Below are 14958 nucleotides of genomic sequence, written 5' to 3' on the forward strand. Positions count from 1 at the left end.
TGAAAATTCCCGGCGCCAGGACCGCCAAGGTAGCCCGAACGCCGAACCTTCTCACCAGGCCGTTGCGCGGCTCAGTTGCCGTCGCCGGCCGGCAACGAGAAGATATAGCCTTCACCGCGCACCGTGCGCAGGAATTTCGGGTTGGCCGGGTCGGTCTCGATCTTCTTCCTCAGGCGCATGATGCGAATGTCGACCGCGCGCGATGATTCAGGATCCTCGGTGAAGCCGATCGCCTCGGAGATCGCGGCACGCGTCAGCAGCCGGTTGGCGCGGGTCAGGAAAACCTCCAGCACGTCGAATTCGCTCTTGGCCATGTCGATCACCGCCCCGTTGGCGCCGGTGACCAGCCTGCCGTCGAGATCGGCCTGGAAGGGACCGAAAGCAACGGAACGGCGGTCCGTCCTGGCCTTCTTGTCCTGCGGCTCCGTCGGCTGCGGGACGCGGCGCAGCACACTGCGTACTCTCGCCAGCACCTCGCGCAATTCGTATGGCTTGACGATGTAGTCGTCAGCACCGAGTTCCAGCCCGACGATGCGGTCGAGCGCGGTGCCGGCGGCGGTCGCGTAGATGATGCCGATCGGCATCCGCGAGCGCAGCCAGCGGCCGAGCGAGAGGCCGTCCTCGCCCGGCATGGCGATGTCGAGAATGGCGAGATGGAACGACTGCGTTTCCAGCAGGGTTCGTGCCGCTGCAGCGCTTTCAGCGGTGACCGTGTCAAAGCCGGCGGCTCCGAGATATTCGGCGACCGCGTCCCTCAGGTCGGGCTCGTCCTCGACGATGATAATTCTTGCCCGCACGATGCTCTCGCTCCCACTTTCAGTGGAAAGTAGATTGGGTATAAACATGATGTCCAGCACTCATATCTGGTTGCCAGGGAACGGTTGGAAAACATGGCCGCACGATCCGTCATCGCGCTTGTTTCCGTAGCCGAAGTGGTCGCGACCGAACTCGCCGACCATCTCGAGCGGCGTGGCCACGATGTGCGTCAGGCGCGGCAGCCGTGGGAGGCCGAATCGCTGCTCTCGGGGAAGGGCATCGAGGTCGTCGTCGTTGGCGACAGCCTCAGCCAGGCGGAAGGGCGTGATCTGTTGCGGCGCCATGGCGGCGAGGACGGGCCGGATTTCATCCTGATCTGCCGGCCGGCCGATCTTGTCGACAAGGTGCTGGCGCTCGAGCTCGGTGCGGCCGATGTCGTCGAAAGCCCGCTCAATGTCAGGGAGCTCGCCGCCCGTGTTGGCGGCCTGCTGGCGCGGCGCGGCAGGCCGGCCCAGGAGTTGATTGTGCTGGAAAATGCGACCGTCGATCTGAGGTCGGCCATGGTCATGCATCGCTCCGGCACGGAGGAGCAGCTTTCGCCGGGTCAGGTGGCGCTGCTCAGGCTGTTCCTGGCCAGTCCGCGCAAGGTGTTGACGCGTGACGACATCATCGCCGCGGCGCCAGCCGAAAACGCCGACGCCTTCGACCGCTCGATCGATTCGCGCATCGTGCGGCTGCGCCGCAAGCTCGATACCGAGACCATCATCACCATACGCGGCGCCGGTTACCGGTACGATCCACCGCGGCAATTCGACGACTGACGGCCGGGCGCTCGCGCTATTTCCTTGGCTGAGCATCGGATTTTCCACTTGGCCCGATGCCGCCGGAGCTTAACGCACCACGAGAAGCGATGGCCCCATGGGCGTGTCGTTGCCCATGGTTAGTTCGCTGGCATGGGCGCGGTCCCTGAGGAGCACGGTGGCGAGGCCAGCAAAGCCGAGCAGGCCCTGCGCGTAAAGCAGTGCGGAAAGCACCGAAGCTGCGAATTTCGTTTTCATCGTGGCAATTCCCCAAAAAATCAATGTGTTGCAGGTCGCTTCAGGAAACCTCCGAAGTGCCCGCGCCGCCGGTGGAGCCCCCCATCGCGGCGCGGGCACTCGGTCCTCTCGGCAGCAAGTAGCCGGAGGGGCCGCGCATTCTCATCAGCCGAAGGCCGACCCGCCAGAGGGCCTTGAGCCGGGTGATGCGCAGGCTGGAAACAATCCAGACCGTGACGAAAAACAGGGTGGCGTGGAGGGTTGAAACTTCGCTCGAGGTCATCGCCGCGAGCTTGCCAGCCGGGCTGCCGGCGATCGTGCCGACGCCGCCGATGACTGCTGCCGCGATGCTGATCCTGAGAAACCAGGACTGCGTGTTCGTTTTCGTTCCCATGGTCGTTGCCGTCTGCTTTCGTTAAGTCAACCCTGACGGCGCGCTGTTTCCGGATCATGCCGCCTGAAGCCGCGCTTTGTTGCAGTTTGGTTTCGAAACTGACGGCGATTCTTTCGTATGCTGGAAATTCGCACTTTCGTTTAAGGGCAAGTCCCTATGTTCCTGGCCAGGCTGCTCGTCAGCAGATGGTGTCCATCCTCTCTTTTCCACGCCGCGAACAGTTCCGTTTGTTAACCACGGGAAACATATTCGAAACACAAACGAGCATTTTGCGAAATCTGCCCGAAACATTACGCAGGGATAAGCGGCCATCGAATTGGAGCCGGCCAAGTCCGGCAGAGAGAGGGACATCATGCACACCGCCATTTCCGCCAAGCTCATCCACATCACCGCCGCCGCCCTGACGGGTGCCGCACTTCTGTTCGGCGCCGGCTCAGGCGCCGCCCACGCCGCCAACAAGATCGTGGCGCGCGTTTCGCTTTCACAGCAGATCATGGAAGTCTCGGTCGATGGCCGGCCGACCTTCGCGTGGAAGGTTTCCACGGGCGACAAGGCGCATGTGACGCCGACCGGCTCGTTCAAGCCGACGCGCATGCACCAGATGTGGTATTCGAAGAAGTACGACAACGCGCCGATGCCGCACTCGGTCTTCTTCAGCGGCGGCTATGCGGTGCATGCCACCTACGCGATCAAGCGTCTCGGCCAGCCGGCTTCGCATGGCTGCGTGCGGCTGCATCCCGACAACGCCGCCGATTTCTATCAGCTTGTCGAAACGTTCGGGCCGACCAACACCAGCATCGTCATCGTCAAGTAGCAGGCTGCGAAGGCCGGCTTACCGCCGTGCGCTTCTCACAGCTCCCGCCGGAAAGTGTCCTGCGGTATTGAGTACAGCTCAACCGGCGGTATCGAGCGCAGCCAAAAAAGAGGCCGGAATTTTCCGGCCTCTTTTTTCTGTCGTCTGTCCTTGCGCAATTGGGGACGGAAAAACCGCTACACACTTTTCCTGAGATTGCCCTAGTTCGGCAGTGCCGGCATCAGCTTGGGATCCGGCTTCTCGGCCAGATGAGGCAGGTCCTTGCTGGCGATGAAAGTGTAGAACATGGGCACGACGAAGAGCGTGAAGATGGTGCCGACCAGGATGCCGGTGAAGATGACCAGGCCCATCGAATAGCGGGCCGCGGCACCCGCGCCACTGGAAACGATCAGCGGCACCACGCCAAGCGCCATCGCCGCCGTCGTCATCAGGATCGGCCGCAGTCGCACCTTGGCCGAGGCGATGATGGCGTCGCGCCGCCGCATGCCATGGATTTCGCGCTGCTGGTTGGCGAACTCGACCAGCAGGATGCCGTGCTTGGTGATCAGGCCGATCAGCGTGATCAGGCCAACCTGCGTGTAGATGTTGAGCGTGCCCAGACCCAGATTGAGCGGCACGATCGCACCGAAGATGGACAGCGGCACCGCCATCATGATGATCAGCGGGTCGCGGAAGCTTTCGAACTGCGCCGCCAGCACCAGATAGATGACGAGAACGGCGGCGGCAAAGGCGATCAGGATGGTGTTGCCCTGTTCCTTCTCCTGCCGGGACTGGCCCGAGTAGTCGATGAAGAAGGTGTCGGGCAGGCTCTCCTTGGCGATGTCCTCGAGGGCTTTCAATCCATCGCCGGTGGTGACGCCGGGCAGCGGAAGTGCGGAAATCGTCGCCGAATTCAGCTGGTTGAACTGCTCGATCGCGGCCGGCGACGCATTGGTCGAAATCTTCACCACCGCCGACAGCGGCACCATTTCGCCTGTCACGCTGCGCACGAAGTATTGGCCCAGCTTTTCGGGATTGTCGCGGAACTCCTGCGGCACCTGCGGGATGATGTCGTAGCTGTTGGAGTCGCGGTCGAACTGCGCCACTTCGGCGCCGCCGACCAGCAACGTCAGCGTCCGCCCGATATCGGCGATCGGCAGGTTCAGCGCCGCGGCGCGGTCACGGTCGATGGTTACCGTCACCTGCGGCGCGTCATAGGCCATCGAATTCTGCACGACGATGAAGCGGCCGGAGGCTTGCGCCTTGTTCTTGATCTGCTCGGCCGCCTCGTAGACCTCGGAAGCATCGCCGGTCGAACGCACCACCATCGCAATGGGCAGGCCGCCACCGGAGCCCGGCAACGTCGGCGGCGCAAAGACGAAGGCCTGGACTCCCGCCACCTTGGCGATACGAGCCGTTATGTCGGCCTGCAATTCCTTCGAGCTGCGCTTGCGCTCAGCCCAGTCCTTGAAGGCAAAGCCAACGAAGGCGCTGTTTGTCTGACCACCGAAGGCGACGGCCGAGAACTGCGCCCGCGTCTCCGGAATGTCCTTCACCAGGCCAAGTATCTGGTTGACGTATGTCTCGGTGTAATCGGACGTCGCATAGCGCGGCGCTGTCACGATCGAGAGCAGAAAGCCCTGATCCTCTTCCGGCGCCAGCTCGGTCGAGGTCTTGGTGAACATGAAGCCGGTGACGCCGACAAGCGCAAGCACGATGATCAGGGTCAACGGACGATAGTTCAGCGAACCGGTTACGGCCCGCTCATAGACACGCTCGACCCGTGCGAAGGTGCCGTCGACAATGCGCTGGAAACGGCCGGGCGTGCCGGCCTTCAAGAGGCGTGCCGACATCATCGGGGTGATGGTGATGGCGATGATGCCCGACAGCACCACCGAGCCGGCGAGTGTGACCGCGAATTCGCGGAACAGCGCGCCGGTCAGGCCGCCTGTAAAGGCCAGCGGCGCGAACACGGCAGCCAGCGTCATCGTCATGGCGACAATGGCCGACGCGATTTCGCGCATTCCGCTGAATGCCGCCTGCATCGGCGACATGTGGTCTTCCTCCATGTGGCGATGGATGTTCTCCACCACCACGATGGCATCGTCGACGACAAGGCCGATCGCCAGCACCATGGCCAGCAGGGACAGGAGGTTGATCGAATAACCCACCGCAAACAAAAGGAAGCAGACGCCGATCAGCGACAGCGGGATGGTGATGATCGGCATCATCACCGATCGGAAAGAGCCAAGGAAGAGCAGGATGACGACGACGACGATGGCAACCGCTTCGGCGATGGTCTTGAACACTTCTTCGATCGAGGCGCTGATCTGCCCGGTCGCATCGTAGACGACCTCGATCGTCATGCCTTTCGGTAGCGTCTCCTGAATTTGCGGCACGAGCTTGGTGAGCGCCGCCGCCGTGGTCAGCGGATTTGCCGCCGGGGTCGGGAAGATGGCAAGGAAGGTACCGGGCTTGCCGTTGAAGCTGACCCTGGTATCGGTGTTCGCTGCGGCGAGTTCGACGCGAGCCACGTCGCGCAGGCGCACCACATTGCCGTCGGTCGAGCGCAGCGGGAGCTCGGCGAATGCCTCCGGCGTCTGCAGCGTCGAGCGGACGGTGATCGAGGAGACGACATATTCGTTCTGGGTGTTGCCGGGCGCGGAGAGGAAGTTGGAATTGTTGATCGCGGTCAGCACGTCCGATGCCGTCACGCCGCGCGCGGCAAGCTTGACCGGATCGATCCAGAGACGCATCGAGTATTCCTGCGCGCCGAAGATCTGCACGTCGGCGACGCCTTCGACCGTCGACATGCGTGGCCTGATGACGCGTTCGATATACTCGGTCAGCTGCTCCTTCGTCATGTTCGGATTCTGCATCGAGATGTACATCATCGCGAATTGCTGGCCGGTGCCCTTGACGATGACCGGGTCCTTGGAGGCGTCCGGCAAGGTGCCGCGCACGCCCTGGACCTTGGACAGCACTTCAGTGAGCGCGATGTCCGGGTTGGAGCCGAGCTTCATCTGCACCGTCACGGTGCTGGAGGACGGTCGGCTCGACGAGGTGACGTAGTCGATGTTCTCGGTCGAGGCGACGGCGCGCGCGATCGGAGCGGAAATGAAGCCCTGGATCAGGTCGGCGCTGGCGCCCGGATAGGCCGTCGTGATGGTGATCGCCGTTTCGTCAACCTTCGGATACTGCCGGATCGACAGGTTGAAGATGCCCTGGAAACCCAGGAGCAGGATCATGCAGGCAAGGACCGTCGACAGGACAGGCCGGCGAATGAAGAGATCGGAAAAGCTCATTGCTGGTCGGCCTGCTTGTTCGCCGATTTGGTCGGGTCGATGGTGTTGTCGACGGCGACGGACATGCCGTTGAAGAGACGGTTCTGTCCGGCGGTGACGACCTCGTCGCCGGCCTTCAGCCCCTCGATGATCTCGACCATGCCTTCATTGCGGCGGCCAGGCTTGACGAACACCTGCGACAGCACCAGGGCAGGCTTGTCACCTTCGGCCGCCGGCTTGGCCGCATCTGCCGCCGCCTTGTCGGCGGGCTTGGCCGCGTCGGCGGCAGGCTTCGCGGCATCGGCTGCCGGTTTCATGGCGTCGGCCGGCTTGGTATCTGCTGGCTTTGTGTCCGCCGATTTGTCGGCTGCCGGCGCGGCCGGCTTTTCTTCCGGCTTGGCTGCCTGCGCAGGCGGCGCGGCGGCTGGCTTTGCCGGCTGCACCACGAATATGTAGTCGCCATAGAGGCTCGTGGTCAGTGCCGTCTGCGGCAGCGTCAGCACGTTCTGCTCTTCGGGCAGCTCGACACGCACCTGCACGAACTGGCCAGGGGTCAGCTTGCCGTCGGGATTGGCGACTTCCGCCCGGACATTCACCAGCCGGCTGGTCGCGTCGATTTTCGGGTCGATGCCGCGAATGGCGCCGGCAAATGGCATATCCCCACCGCCGAGGCCCAATCGAACCGTCTGGCCGATCTTGAGCAGCGGCAGCTGTTGTTCGGGGACCGAGAAATCGACACGCATCGTGTCGAGATCCTGCAGCGTCACCACGGCGGTGCCGGGCGCCAGATACTGGCCGATGTCGATTTTCGGAATGCCCACCGTGCCACCGAAAGGCGCCGTCAACTGCTTCTGTTCGAGCACCGCCTGCAGCTTGGTGACCTGAGACGCCGAGGCCGAGGCCGCCGCGCGCGCGGTGTCCAGCGTGCTGTCGGAACCGACGCCACGCTTGGTCAGTTCGATGGCGCGGGCCAGCGATGTCTGATCGAGCGCGGCCTGCGCCTTCTGCGCGTCGAGATCGGCACGCTCGACCGCGTCGTCAAGCTGCAGCAGGGTCGCGTTGGCCGCCACCTTCTGGTTGGCATGGAAAAGGATGTCCTTGACGATGCCGGTGGTCTCAACCGTCAGGTCGACACCGCGCACCGCCTTGACCGTACCGATCGCCTCGACGCCCGGCGTCCAGCTCGACGGCTTGGCGATCGTCGTCGACACGGTCGCCGCCGGCGGTTTCATCGAGGCGAAATACTGCTTGATGCCGTTGTCGCGCAGGAAGTTGAAGCCGACAATGCCGCCGACCACGACGATGAGCACGGCCAGGACCAGAACGATGAGAAAGATACGGAGTATGCGCTTAAACAAGGAATTCCCCTCGGTCGAAATCCGGCGCGAAGCGCGGATATCGGGACACATATCGACTGCGGGTCCCGATTTCAAATGACGGCGGTCTTACTGTACCGTCTGGACGGTCTTGTCAATTGGGCCTAAGCTTGCGATGGGAGGCGCCATGAGAGTCCGAAGATCGAATACGCGCGAGAAAATTCTTGCCGCGGCGGCCGATGTTGCTCGGGAAACCGGGCCCGGCAGCCTGTCGCTGGATGCGGTCGCCAGCCGCGCCGGCGTATCGAAAGGCGGCCTCCTCTACAATTTCCCGACCAAGGCCAAATTGATGCAGGGGTTGGTCGAGGAGTATCTGCGCGAGTTCGAGCAGGCGCTCGAATCCGCCCGCACCAACGACAGGGGCGAAAACCCGCTCGCCGTCTATATCAGGCTGTCGGCCAATGACTGCGAGGAAACGCAACCGTCCGCATCGTGGATCTTTTCGGCGATCGCCGAGGATCCCGATTTCATGACACCGATTAAGACATTCAAGCGGCAGCTGTTCGAGCGGCTGAAGGGAGAGACGCCGGACCTCAAGTCGCTGCTGGTCTGCTATCTCGCCATCGAGGGGTTGCGCAGCATGAACCTCTTCGATTCGGATGTCCTGTCGAAAGACGAACGCCAGTTGCTCGTCTCGTCCTTGCTGGAAATCGCCGGCTCGATGTCGCCGGTGCTTCCCTGAAGCGCTCCTGACGGCCCATCGCCAGCGGCTCTCGCCCGCCCCGCATTGCCGAGCCGCCTGCCCATGCCGTGATCTTCATCGACGTGGATGGCGTGGTCGTGCATTTCCACGATTTCCCAACCGGCGCCGCCTTTACTCACTGACAGCCCAGCGAGCAAGTTCCGGCTGTCCTTGCCGGGAAGGGCGGCAACGCCTGACTTCATGTCGGCCGCGCGCTTTCCAGCGAACCGTTGGGCTGCGCGAGATCGGGCTCTCCCAGCCACTTTTTTTCGCACCCGGACCGGGCTGCTGGAAAGGGTCCTAACCGTATGCAAATTGGACATTAGTCTTGACAGAAATACAGATGTTCAATACCCGTCAAGCAATTGAACAGCCTGCAATGTGGGAGGAATGAGCGGTATGGCTTCCAATGTTTCGTTGACGGGCCTTGCCCGTGATCTCGAGGATCGCGCCAAGTCGGGCAAGCCCATCCGCATCGGCCTGATCGGCTCCGGCGAGATGGGGACCGATATCGTCACCCGCGTCGCCCATATGTCCGGCATCGAGATCGGCGCCATTTCCGAGCTGAACCTGCCCGCCGCCAGCAGGGCGGTGGATATCGCCTTCCAGGAAACCGGTCACGCGCGCGAGGTGTCGAACGCTTCGGCGATGACGGCGGCGATGGAGGCCGGCAAGATTGCGGTAACCAACGACGCCAACCTGGTCATCAACAACGACCTCATCGATGTGGTGATCGATGCCACCGGCGTCCCTGCCGTCGGCGCCGAGATCGGCCTGCGCGCCATGGAGCATGGCAAGCATCTGGTGATGATGAATGTCGAGGCCGACGTCACCATCGGCGCCTATCTGAAGAGCGAGGCCGACCGGCTTGGCGTCACCTATTCGCTGGGTGCGGGCGACGAGCCGTCCTCCTGCATGGAACTGATCGAGTTCGTTTCGGCGATGGGCCATCCGATCGTTGCCGCCGGCAAGGGCAAGAACAATCCACTCAACATCGATGCCACGCCACCCGACTATGAAGAGGAAGCCAAGCGGCGGCATATGAACGTGCGCATGCTGGTCGAATTCGTCGACGGGTCGAAGACCATGGTCGAGATGGCGGCGATCGCCAACGCCACCGGGCTGGTTCCCGACAAGGCCGGCATGCACGGCCCGGCGGCGACGCTTGGCGAATTGTCCAAGGTCCTGGTGCCGCAGAAGGACGGCGGCGTGCTGTCGAGAGTCGGCGTCGTCGACTACTCGATCGGCAAGGGTGTGGCGCCCGGCGTGTTCGTCGTCGCCGACATGTCGCATCCGCGTATCTCGGAGCGCATGGAAGATCTGAAGATGGGCAAGGGTCCGTACTTCACCTTCCACCGTCCCTATCATCTGACCTCCCTCGAAGTGCCGCTGACCTGTGCTCGCGTCGTGCTCTACGGCAAGGCCGACATGGTGCCGCTGGCGAAGCCCGTGGCCGAAGTCTGCGCCGTGGCCAAGAAGGACATGAAGCCCGGCGAGAAGCTCGATGCGATCGGCGAATATTGCTACCGCGCCTGGATCATGACAGCGCCGGAGGCGCGTGCCGCCAAGGCCATTCCCTGCGGCCTGCTGCAAGGCGGCTCGGTGACCGCGCCGATCAAGAAGGGCGAGCTCATCACCTATGCGAACGCCGCCCCCGCGGCGGGCTCCAAGATCGCCGAACTGCGCGCCCGCCAGGACAAACTCGTCTACGGCACCGTGGGAGCGTGATCATGGCCGGAGCCAGCAAAGCCGTCGCGGACAGTCGTGCCAACCTGCCCTTCGTCTATCGCCAGTACAGCGCCGAGCAGCTCAAGCAGGTGCTCCACAAGATGTACCTCATCCGCCGCTTCGAAGAGGGCGCGGAGGAGTGCTACACGCGCGGCCTCATTCATGGCACCATGCACCTGTCGATCGGCCAGGAAGCCAGCGCGATGGGCATCTGCATGCCGCTTGCCGAGGATGACCAGATCACCTCGACGCATCGCGGCCATGGCCACTGCATCGCCAAGGGCGCCGAGGTCAAGCGCATGTTCGCGGAGTTCTTCGGCAAGACCACCGGCTATTGCAAGGGTCGCGGCGGATCGATGCACATTGCCGATGTCGCCAAGGGCAATCTCGGCGCCAATGGCATCGTCGCCGGCGGCATCCCGATCGCCGTCGGCGCGGGGCTGTCCTCCAAGATGATGAAGACCGGCAAGGTCGTGGTCTCCTTCTTCGGCGATGGTGCCAACAATGAAGGCGCCTTCCACGAGGCGCTGAACATGGCCGCGATCTGGAAGCTGCCGGTGATCTTCGTGTGCGAGAACAACGGCTACGGCATGTCGACATCGACGGCCCGTTCGACCGCCGTCAAGAACATAGCCGACCGCGCCGCCGCTTATTCGATGCCCGGCGTCATCGTCAACGGCAACATCTTCTCCGAAGTCGCCGAGGCATCGCACCAGGCTGTCGCCCGAGCCCGCGCGGGCGAGGGGCCGACGCTGATCGAATCCAAGACCTATCGCCATCGCGGTCATTCCAAGAGCGACCGCAATCGCTATCGCACCAAGGAAGAGATCGAGGACTGGATGTCGAACCGCGATCCGATCACCCTGTTCGAAAGCGAGCTGCGCGAATTCGGCTTCATCGACGACAAGGGCATCGAGGCCATTCGCGGCGCGGTGGCGCAGGAGATCGCCGACGGCATCGAGTTCGCCAAGGCGAGCCCGTCTCCGGATATCGGCACCATTCAGGATTATGTCTATACGGAGCAGGCTTGATGGACGCGATGGTGCGTGAACTGAGCTACGCCCAGGCGATCCAGGAAGCCATGGCGATCGCCATGGACATGGATGAACGCGTCTTCCTGATGGGCGAGGATATCGGCGTCTATGGCGGCGCCTTCCAGGTAACCGGCGACCTGGTCGAGCGTTATGGCACCGAGCGTGTGATCGACACGCCGATTTCGGAGCTGGGCGGCGCCGGCGTCGCAGTGGGTGCCGCCGTCACCGGCATGCGGCCGATCTTCGAGTTCCAGTTCTCCGATTTCGCCACGCTCGCCATGGAGCAGATCGTCAACCAGGCGGCGAAGATGCGTTTCATGCTGGGGGGCGAGGTTTCGGTTCCCGTGGTGATGCGGTTTCCCGCCGGCTCCGGCACCGGTGCGGCGGCCCAGCACAGCCAGAGCCTCGAGGCCTGGCTCGGCCATGTGCCCGGGCTCAAGGTCATCCAGCCAGCGACGCCCCATGATGCCAAGGGCATGCTTTTGGCGGCGGTAGCCGATTCTGACCCGGTGATGATCTTCGAGCACAAGCTGCTCTACAAGATGAAGGGCCCGGTGCCGGAAGGCTACTACACGGTGCCGATCGGCAAGGCCGACATCCGTCGCGAGGGCCGGGATCTCACCATCGTCGCCACCTCGATCATGGTGCACAAGGCGCTCGAAGCCGCTGCGGCTCTCGAGGCCGAAGGCATCGACATCGAAGTCGTCGATCTCAGGACCATCCGGCCGATGGACAAGCAGACCGTCATCGACAGCGTGAAGAAGACGTCGCGGCTGATGTGCGTCTACGAAGCGGTCAAGACGCTGGGCATTGGCGCCGAGGTCAGCGCCATGATCGCCGAGAGCGAGGCGTTCGATTACCTCGACGCGCCGATCGTGCGGCTGGGCGGCGCCGAGACGCCGATCCCCTACAATCCCGAACTGGAGAAGGCGACGGTGCCGCAGGTTCCCGACATCATTGCCGCCGCGCGCGACCTCGTGAAAGGGGTTCGCTGAGCGATGCCGACCGAAGTCATTCTTCCCAAGGTCGACATGGACATGGCGACCGGACAGATCTCGCGCTGGTTTGCCGAGGAAGGCGCCAGGGTCAAGAAGGGCGATGTGCTGTTCGAGATCGAGACCGACAAGGCGGCGATGGAGATTGACGCGCCGGCCAGTGGCGTCCTGCGCGATGTCACCGGCAAGGAGGGTGTCGATATTGCCGTCGGCGCGGCGGTGGCGTGGATTTATGCCGACGGCGAGGCTTATGGGACCAAGCAGGACGCGGCGCCGATCTCCCCCCTTAGGGGGGAGATGTCGGCGAAGCCGACAGAGGGGGCGCTGCCCCGCCAACGTCGCATTCTGTCACGCCCCCCTCTGCCCTGCCGGGCATCTCCCCCACAGGGGGGGAGATCGGCCAATCGCCGTCGGGTACACGTGCCACGCCTCTGGCCCGACGGCTGGCTCGGGAAGCAGGACTGACCCTTTCAGCCATATCGGGCACCGGCCCGCATGGCCGGGTGGTGAAGGCCGATGTCGACGCGGCGATTGCCGGCGGCGGCGCCAAGCCTGCCGCGAAGGCTGCGCCCACTGGCGCTCCGGCCGCGCCAGTAAAGGCGATGTCGGACGATCAGGTGCTGAAACTGTTCGAGCAAGGCTCCTACGAGCTCGTTCCGCACGACAATATGCGCAAGACCATCGCGCGCCGCCTGGTCGAGGCCAAGACCACCATCCCGCATTTCTACCTGACGCTCGACTGCGAACTCGATGCGCTGCTGGCGCTGCGCACGCAGATCAATGCGGCAGCGCCGATAAAGAAGACCGACAAGGGCGATGTCCCGGCCTACAAGCTGTCGGTCAACGACATGGTCATCAAGGCGATGGCGATGGCGCTGAAGGCGGTGCCGGATGCGAATGCCTCATGGACCGAGAGCGCCATGGTCAAGCACAAGCATGCCGATGTCGGCGTTGCCGTGTCGATCCCTGGTGGCCTGATCACGCCGATCATCCGCAAGGCGGACGAAAAGACGCTGTCCGCCATCTCCAACGAGATGAAGGATCTGGCCAGCCGGGCGCGCAGCCGCAAGCTGAAGCCGGAAGAGTACCAGGGCGGCACCACGGCGGTGTCGAACCTCGGCATGTTCGGCATCAAGGACTTCGCCGCCGTCATCAACCCGCCGCACGCGACCATCCTGGCCGTTGGTGCCGGCGAGGAGCGGGCGGTGGTCAAGAACGGCGAGATCAAGATAGCCACGGTGATGTCGGTGACGCTGTCGACCGATCATCGTGCCGTCGACGGTGCGCTGGGTGCCGAACTGCTGGTCGCCTTCAAGCGGCTGATCGAGAACCCGATGGGCATGCTGGTGTAGGGCCTCCTGTCGCGAGCCGGCGCCAAATGATGCGCCGGCTTACAACAGAAACGACTTGTCAGGTGCGAACCCTTGACCCATCTTCCAGGTGGATTGCGATCCAGGGAGGCCAAACATGCCAGCATTCGACCCGTCCGACGTCAGAACATTGTTCAGCAAGGTCATGGGCGCGTCGCCGTCCGACATCAAGCTGGTGGCGCAGCGCCTGCACGATCACGCCTTCGAGCCGCGCATGTCGGCGGAGGAAACCAGGCAACTCGTCGTCGGCCTCGGCTATGACAGCCTGGATGCGTTCTGCGCCGATATCGGCCTGTCGGCGCATATCGCCGAGCGGTGGAGCCGTTTTGGCGTTTCCGGCGAGATGAAACAGGTGTTCACGCTGCTGGCGGCCCAGCGCAAGCGGGTGGCCGAAGCGATCGCCGAGTTCGAATCCATGACCCATGTCGGCGTCGAGGATTTCTTGCGCGAGCGCGGCCTGATCTGACCACGCCGCCGAGTCTCAGCCAGCCTTGGCCAGCAGCGCCGTGGCCGTATCGCTGTCGGTGATCAGTACATTGGTGCTGACGGCTTTCAGCGCGGCGAGGATCGCCGCGACCTTGCGCTTGCCGCCTGCGGCCAGCACCACGTTCGGCACCTGGCCGACCACATCGAGATCGATGGCCATGACGCGTCCATTGACCTCGTGATCGACCAGCCTGCCGGCGGCGTCGACGAAATAGCACAGGATGTTGGCGACCGCGCCCTTTGCCTTCAGCGAGGGGATCAGCGATGACGGCACGATGCCGTGACGGAAGATGGTGGCATCGGGAGACATGTCGCCGACCGTCAGCAGCGCGATGTCGGCCGCAGCCGCTCGCTGGCGCACGTCCTGCAAGGTCGGCTGCGCCCAGAGGAGATCGCGAAGCGAGGGATTGTCGACCGTCACCGGCGCGGTGATCTGATAGCTGTCGACCTCGAAGACATCGGCGACCTTGGCGGCGACGATCGACGGATTGATCCATTGCGAATGCGGCAGGCTGCCGACCAGCGCCACCACCGAAGCGCGCTTCAGTTGCCGGCGGGCGAGGAAGCCGAGGCTGGCATGCAGCGTCGCGCCGCCGCCGATCGCCAGCGTCATGCCGTCCCGCATCTGCTCGCCGAGATAGGCCGCGACGGCATGGCCGATCGCCTTCTCCAGATGCTCGTGCGCCGAAGGCGTCGGGATGACGACGGCGGCGTTGAGATTCCAGCGCTTCTCCAATGCCCGTTCGAGCGAGACCTGCTCGGCGGTCGGCGCGTTGATCATGGTGACGACGATGCCCTCGGCGGTGCAGGCGGCCAATGTGCGCATGACTTTCACCCGGCTGACATCGAGCTTTTCGGCGATCTGCTCCTGGGTGAACCCTTCGACATAGTAGAGCCAGGCGGTCTTGACGTTGAGGTCCGACGACACCATCGGCAGGCGAGCCGGTCTGGGTTTTTCCGTGGGCATCGGTTCTCGTCCCTCATGAGCCATGGCCTGGCCGCATTCCCTCTTCGGAGAAACGC

General features: G+C 63.5%; 13 protein-coding genes and 1 pseudogene. 8 read left to right on the plus strand and 6 right to left on the minus strand.

What is annotated here, in order from left to right; all coding sequences use genetic code 11:
• Nucleotides 1–71: 71 nt before the first annotated feature.
• A complete protein-coding gene (locus AC56QP_RS21920; RefSeq protein ID WP_489858095.1) occupies nucleotides 72–845 on the minus strand; it encodes a response regulator in 774 nt (257 codons plus the stop codon).
• Nucleotides 846–890: 45 nt separating this feature from the next.
• Here AC56QP_RS21920 and AC56QP_RS21925 point away from each other — a divergent pair, with 45 nt between their 5' ends.
• Nucleotides 891–1577 carry a winged helix-turn-helix domain-containing protein gene (locus tag AC56QP_RS21925; protein WP_489858094.1) on the plus strand — a complete coding sequence of 229 codons (687 nt, stop codon included), beginning with the start codon at nucleotides 891–893 and terminating at the stop codon, nucleotides 1575–1577.
• 69 nt (nucleotides 1578–1646) lie between these two features.
• Here the strand turns inward: AC56QP_RS21925 and AC56QP_RS21930 are convergent, their stop codons facing one another.
• Both AC56QP_RS21930 and AC56QP_RS21935 read right to left on the minus strand, forming a co-directional pair.
• Complete coding sequence (locus tag AC56QP_RS21930; protein ID WP_489858093.1) at nucleotides 1647–1814, minus strand: hypothetical protein; 168 nt, start codon at nucleotides 1812–1814, stop codon at nucleotides 1647–1649.
• A gap of 40 nt (nucleotides 1815–1854) precedes the next feature.
• On the minus strand, nucleotides 1855–2187 hold the full coding sequence (locus AC56QP_RS21935; RefSeq protein WP_489858092.1) for a hypothetical protein: 333 nt from the start codon (nucleotides 2185–2187) through the stop codon (nucleotides 1855–1857).
• 352 nt (nucleotides 2188–2539) lie between these two features.
• Here AC56QP_RS21935 and AC56QP_RS21940 point away from each other — a divergent pair, with 352 nt between their 5' ends.
• Nucleotides 2540–3001: a L,D-transpeptidase gene (locus AC56QP_RS21940; RefSeq protein WP_489858091.1), complete on the plus strand. Its 462-nt coding sequence runs from the start codon at nucleotides 2540–2542 to the stop codon at nucleotides 2999–3001.
• Nucleotides 3002–3201: 200 nt separating this feature from the next.
• On the opposite strand, the gene AC56QP_RS21945 is transcribed toward AC56QP_RS21940, so the two are convergent.
• Nucleotides 3202–6285 (minus strand): efflux RND transporter permease subunit, encoded by a 3084-nt coding sequence (locus AC56QP_RS21945; RefSeq protein WP_489858090.1) that lies wholly within the window; start codon nucleotides 6283–6285, stop codon nucleotides 3202–3204.
• Entirely contained in the window at nucleotides 6282–7622 is a 1341-nt protein-coding gene (locus tag AC56QP_RS21950; RefSeq protein WP_489858089.1) for an efflux RND transporter periplasmic adaptor subunit, read from the minus strand. The genes AC56QP_RS21945 and AC56QP_RS21950 overlap by 4 nt, the downstream gene beginning before the upstream one ends.
• Nucleotides 7623–7767: 145 nt before the next feature.
• On the opposite strand from AC56QP_RS21950, the gene AC56QP_RS21955 reads away from it, so the two are divergent.
• From AC56QP_RS21955 to AC56QP_RS21980, 6 genes and pseudogenes are all read left to right on the plus strand, one after another.
• Nucleotides 7768–8322, plus strand: a complete 555-nt coding sequence (locus AC56QP_RS21955) for a TetR/AcrR family transcriptional regulator (protein ID WP_489858088.1) — start codon at nucleotides 7768–7770, stop codon at nucleotides 8320–8322.
• Between the two features lie 399 nt (nucleotides 8323–8721).
• Entirely contained in the window at nucleotides 8722–10050 is a 1329-nt protein-coding gene (locus tag AC56QP_RS21960; RefSeq protein WP_489858087.1) for an NAD(P)H-dependent oxidoreductase, read from the plus strand.
• A gap of 2 nt (nucleotides 10051–10052) precedes the next feature.
• On the plus strand, nucleotides 10053–11081 hold the full coding sequence (locus AC56QP_RS21965) for a thiamine pyrophosphate-dependent dehydrogenase E1 component subunit alpha (protein ID WP_489858086.1): 1029 nt from the start codon (nucleotides 10053–10055) through the stop codon (nucleotides 11079–11081).
• Nucleotides 11081–12079: an alpha-ketoacid dehydrogenase subunit beta gene (locus AC56QP_RS21970; protein ID WP_497100366.1), complete on the plus strand. Its 999-nt coding sequence runs from the start codon at nucleotides 11081–11083 to the stop codon at nucleotides 12077–12079. The genes AC56QP_RS21965 and AC56QP_RS21970 overlap by 1 nt, the downstream gene beginning before the upstream one ends.
• A gap of 3 nt (nucleotides 12080–12082) precedes the next feature.
• Nucleotides 12083–13431, plus strand: a pseudogene (locus AC56QP_RS21975) (pyruvate dehydrogenase complex dihydrolipoamide acetyltransferase).
• Nucleotides 13432–13546: 115 nt separating this feature from the next.
• Entirely contained in the window at nucleotides 13547–13915 is a 369-nt protein-coding gene (locus tag AC56QP_RS21980; RefSeq protein ID WP_489858084.1) for a hypothetical protein, read from the plus strand.
• A 15-nt stretch (nucleotides 13916–13930) separates the two neighbouring features.
• On the opposite strand, the gene AC56QP_RS21985 is transcribed toward AC56QP_RS21980, so the two are convergent.
• The gene (locus tag AC56QP_RS21985; protein WP_489858083.1) at nucleotides 13931–14902 is read right to left on the minus strand and encodes a sugar-binding transcriptional regulator; all 972 of its coding nucleotides are present in this window, start codon (nucleotides 14900–14902) and stop codon (nucleotides 13931–13933) included.
• Between the last annotated feature and the right edge of the window lie 56 nt (nucleotides 14903–14958).

It is taken from the genome of Mesorhizobium sp. RCAM 05104 (genome assembly GCF_059683645.1).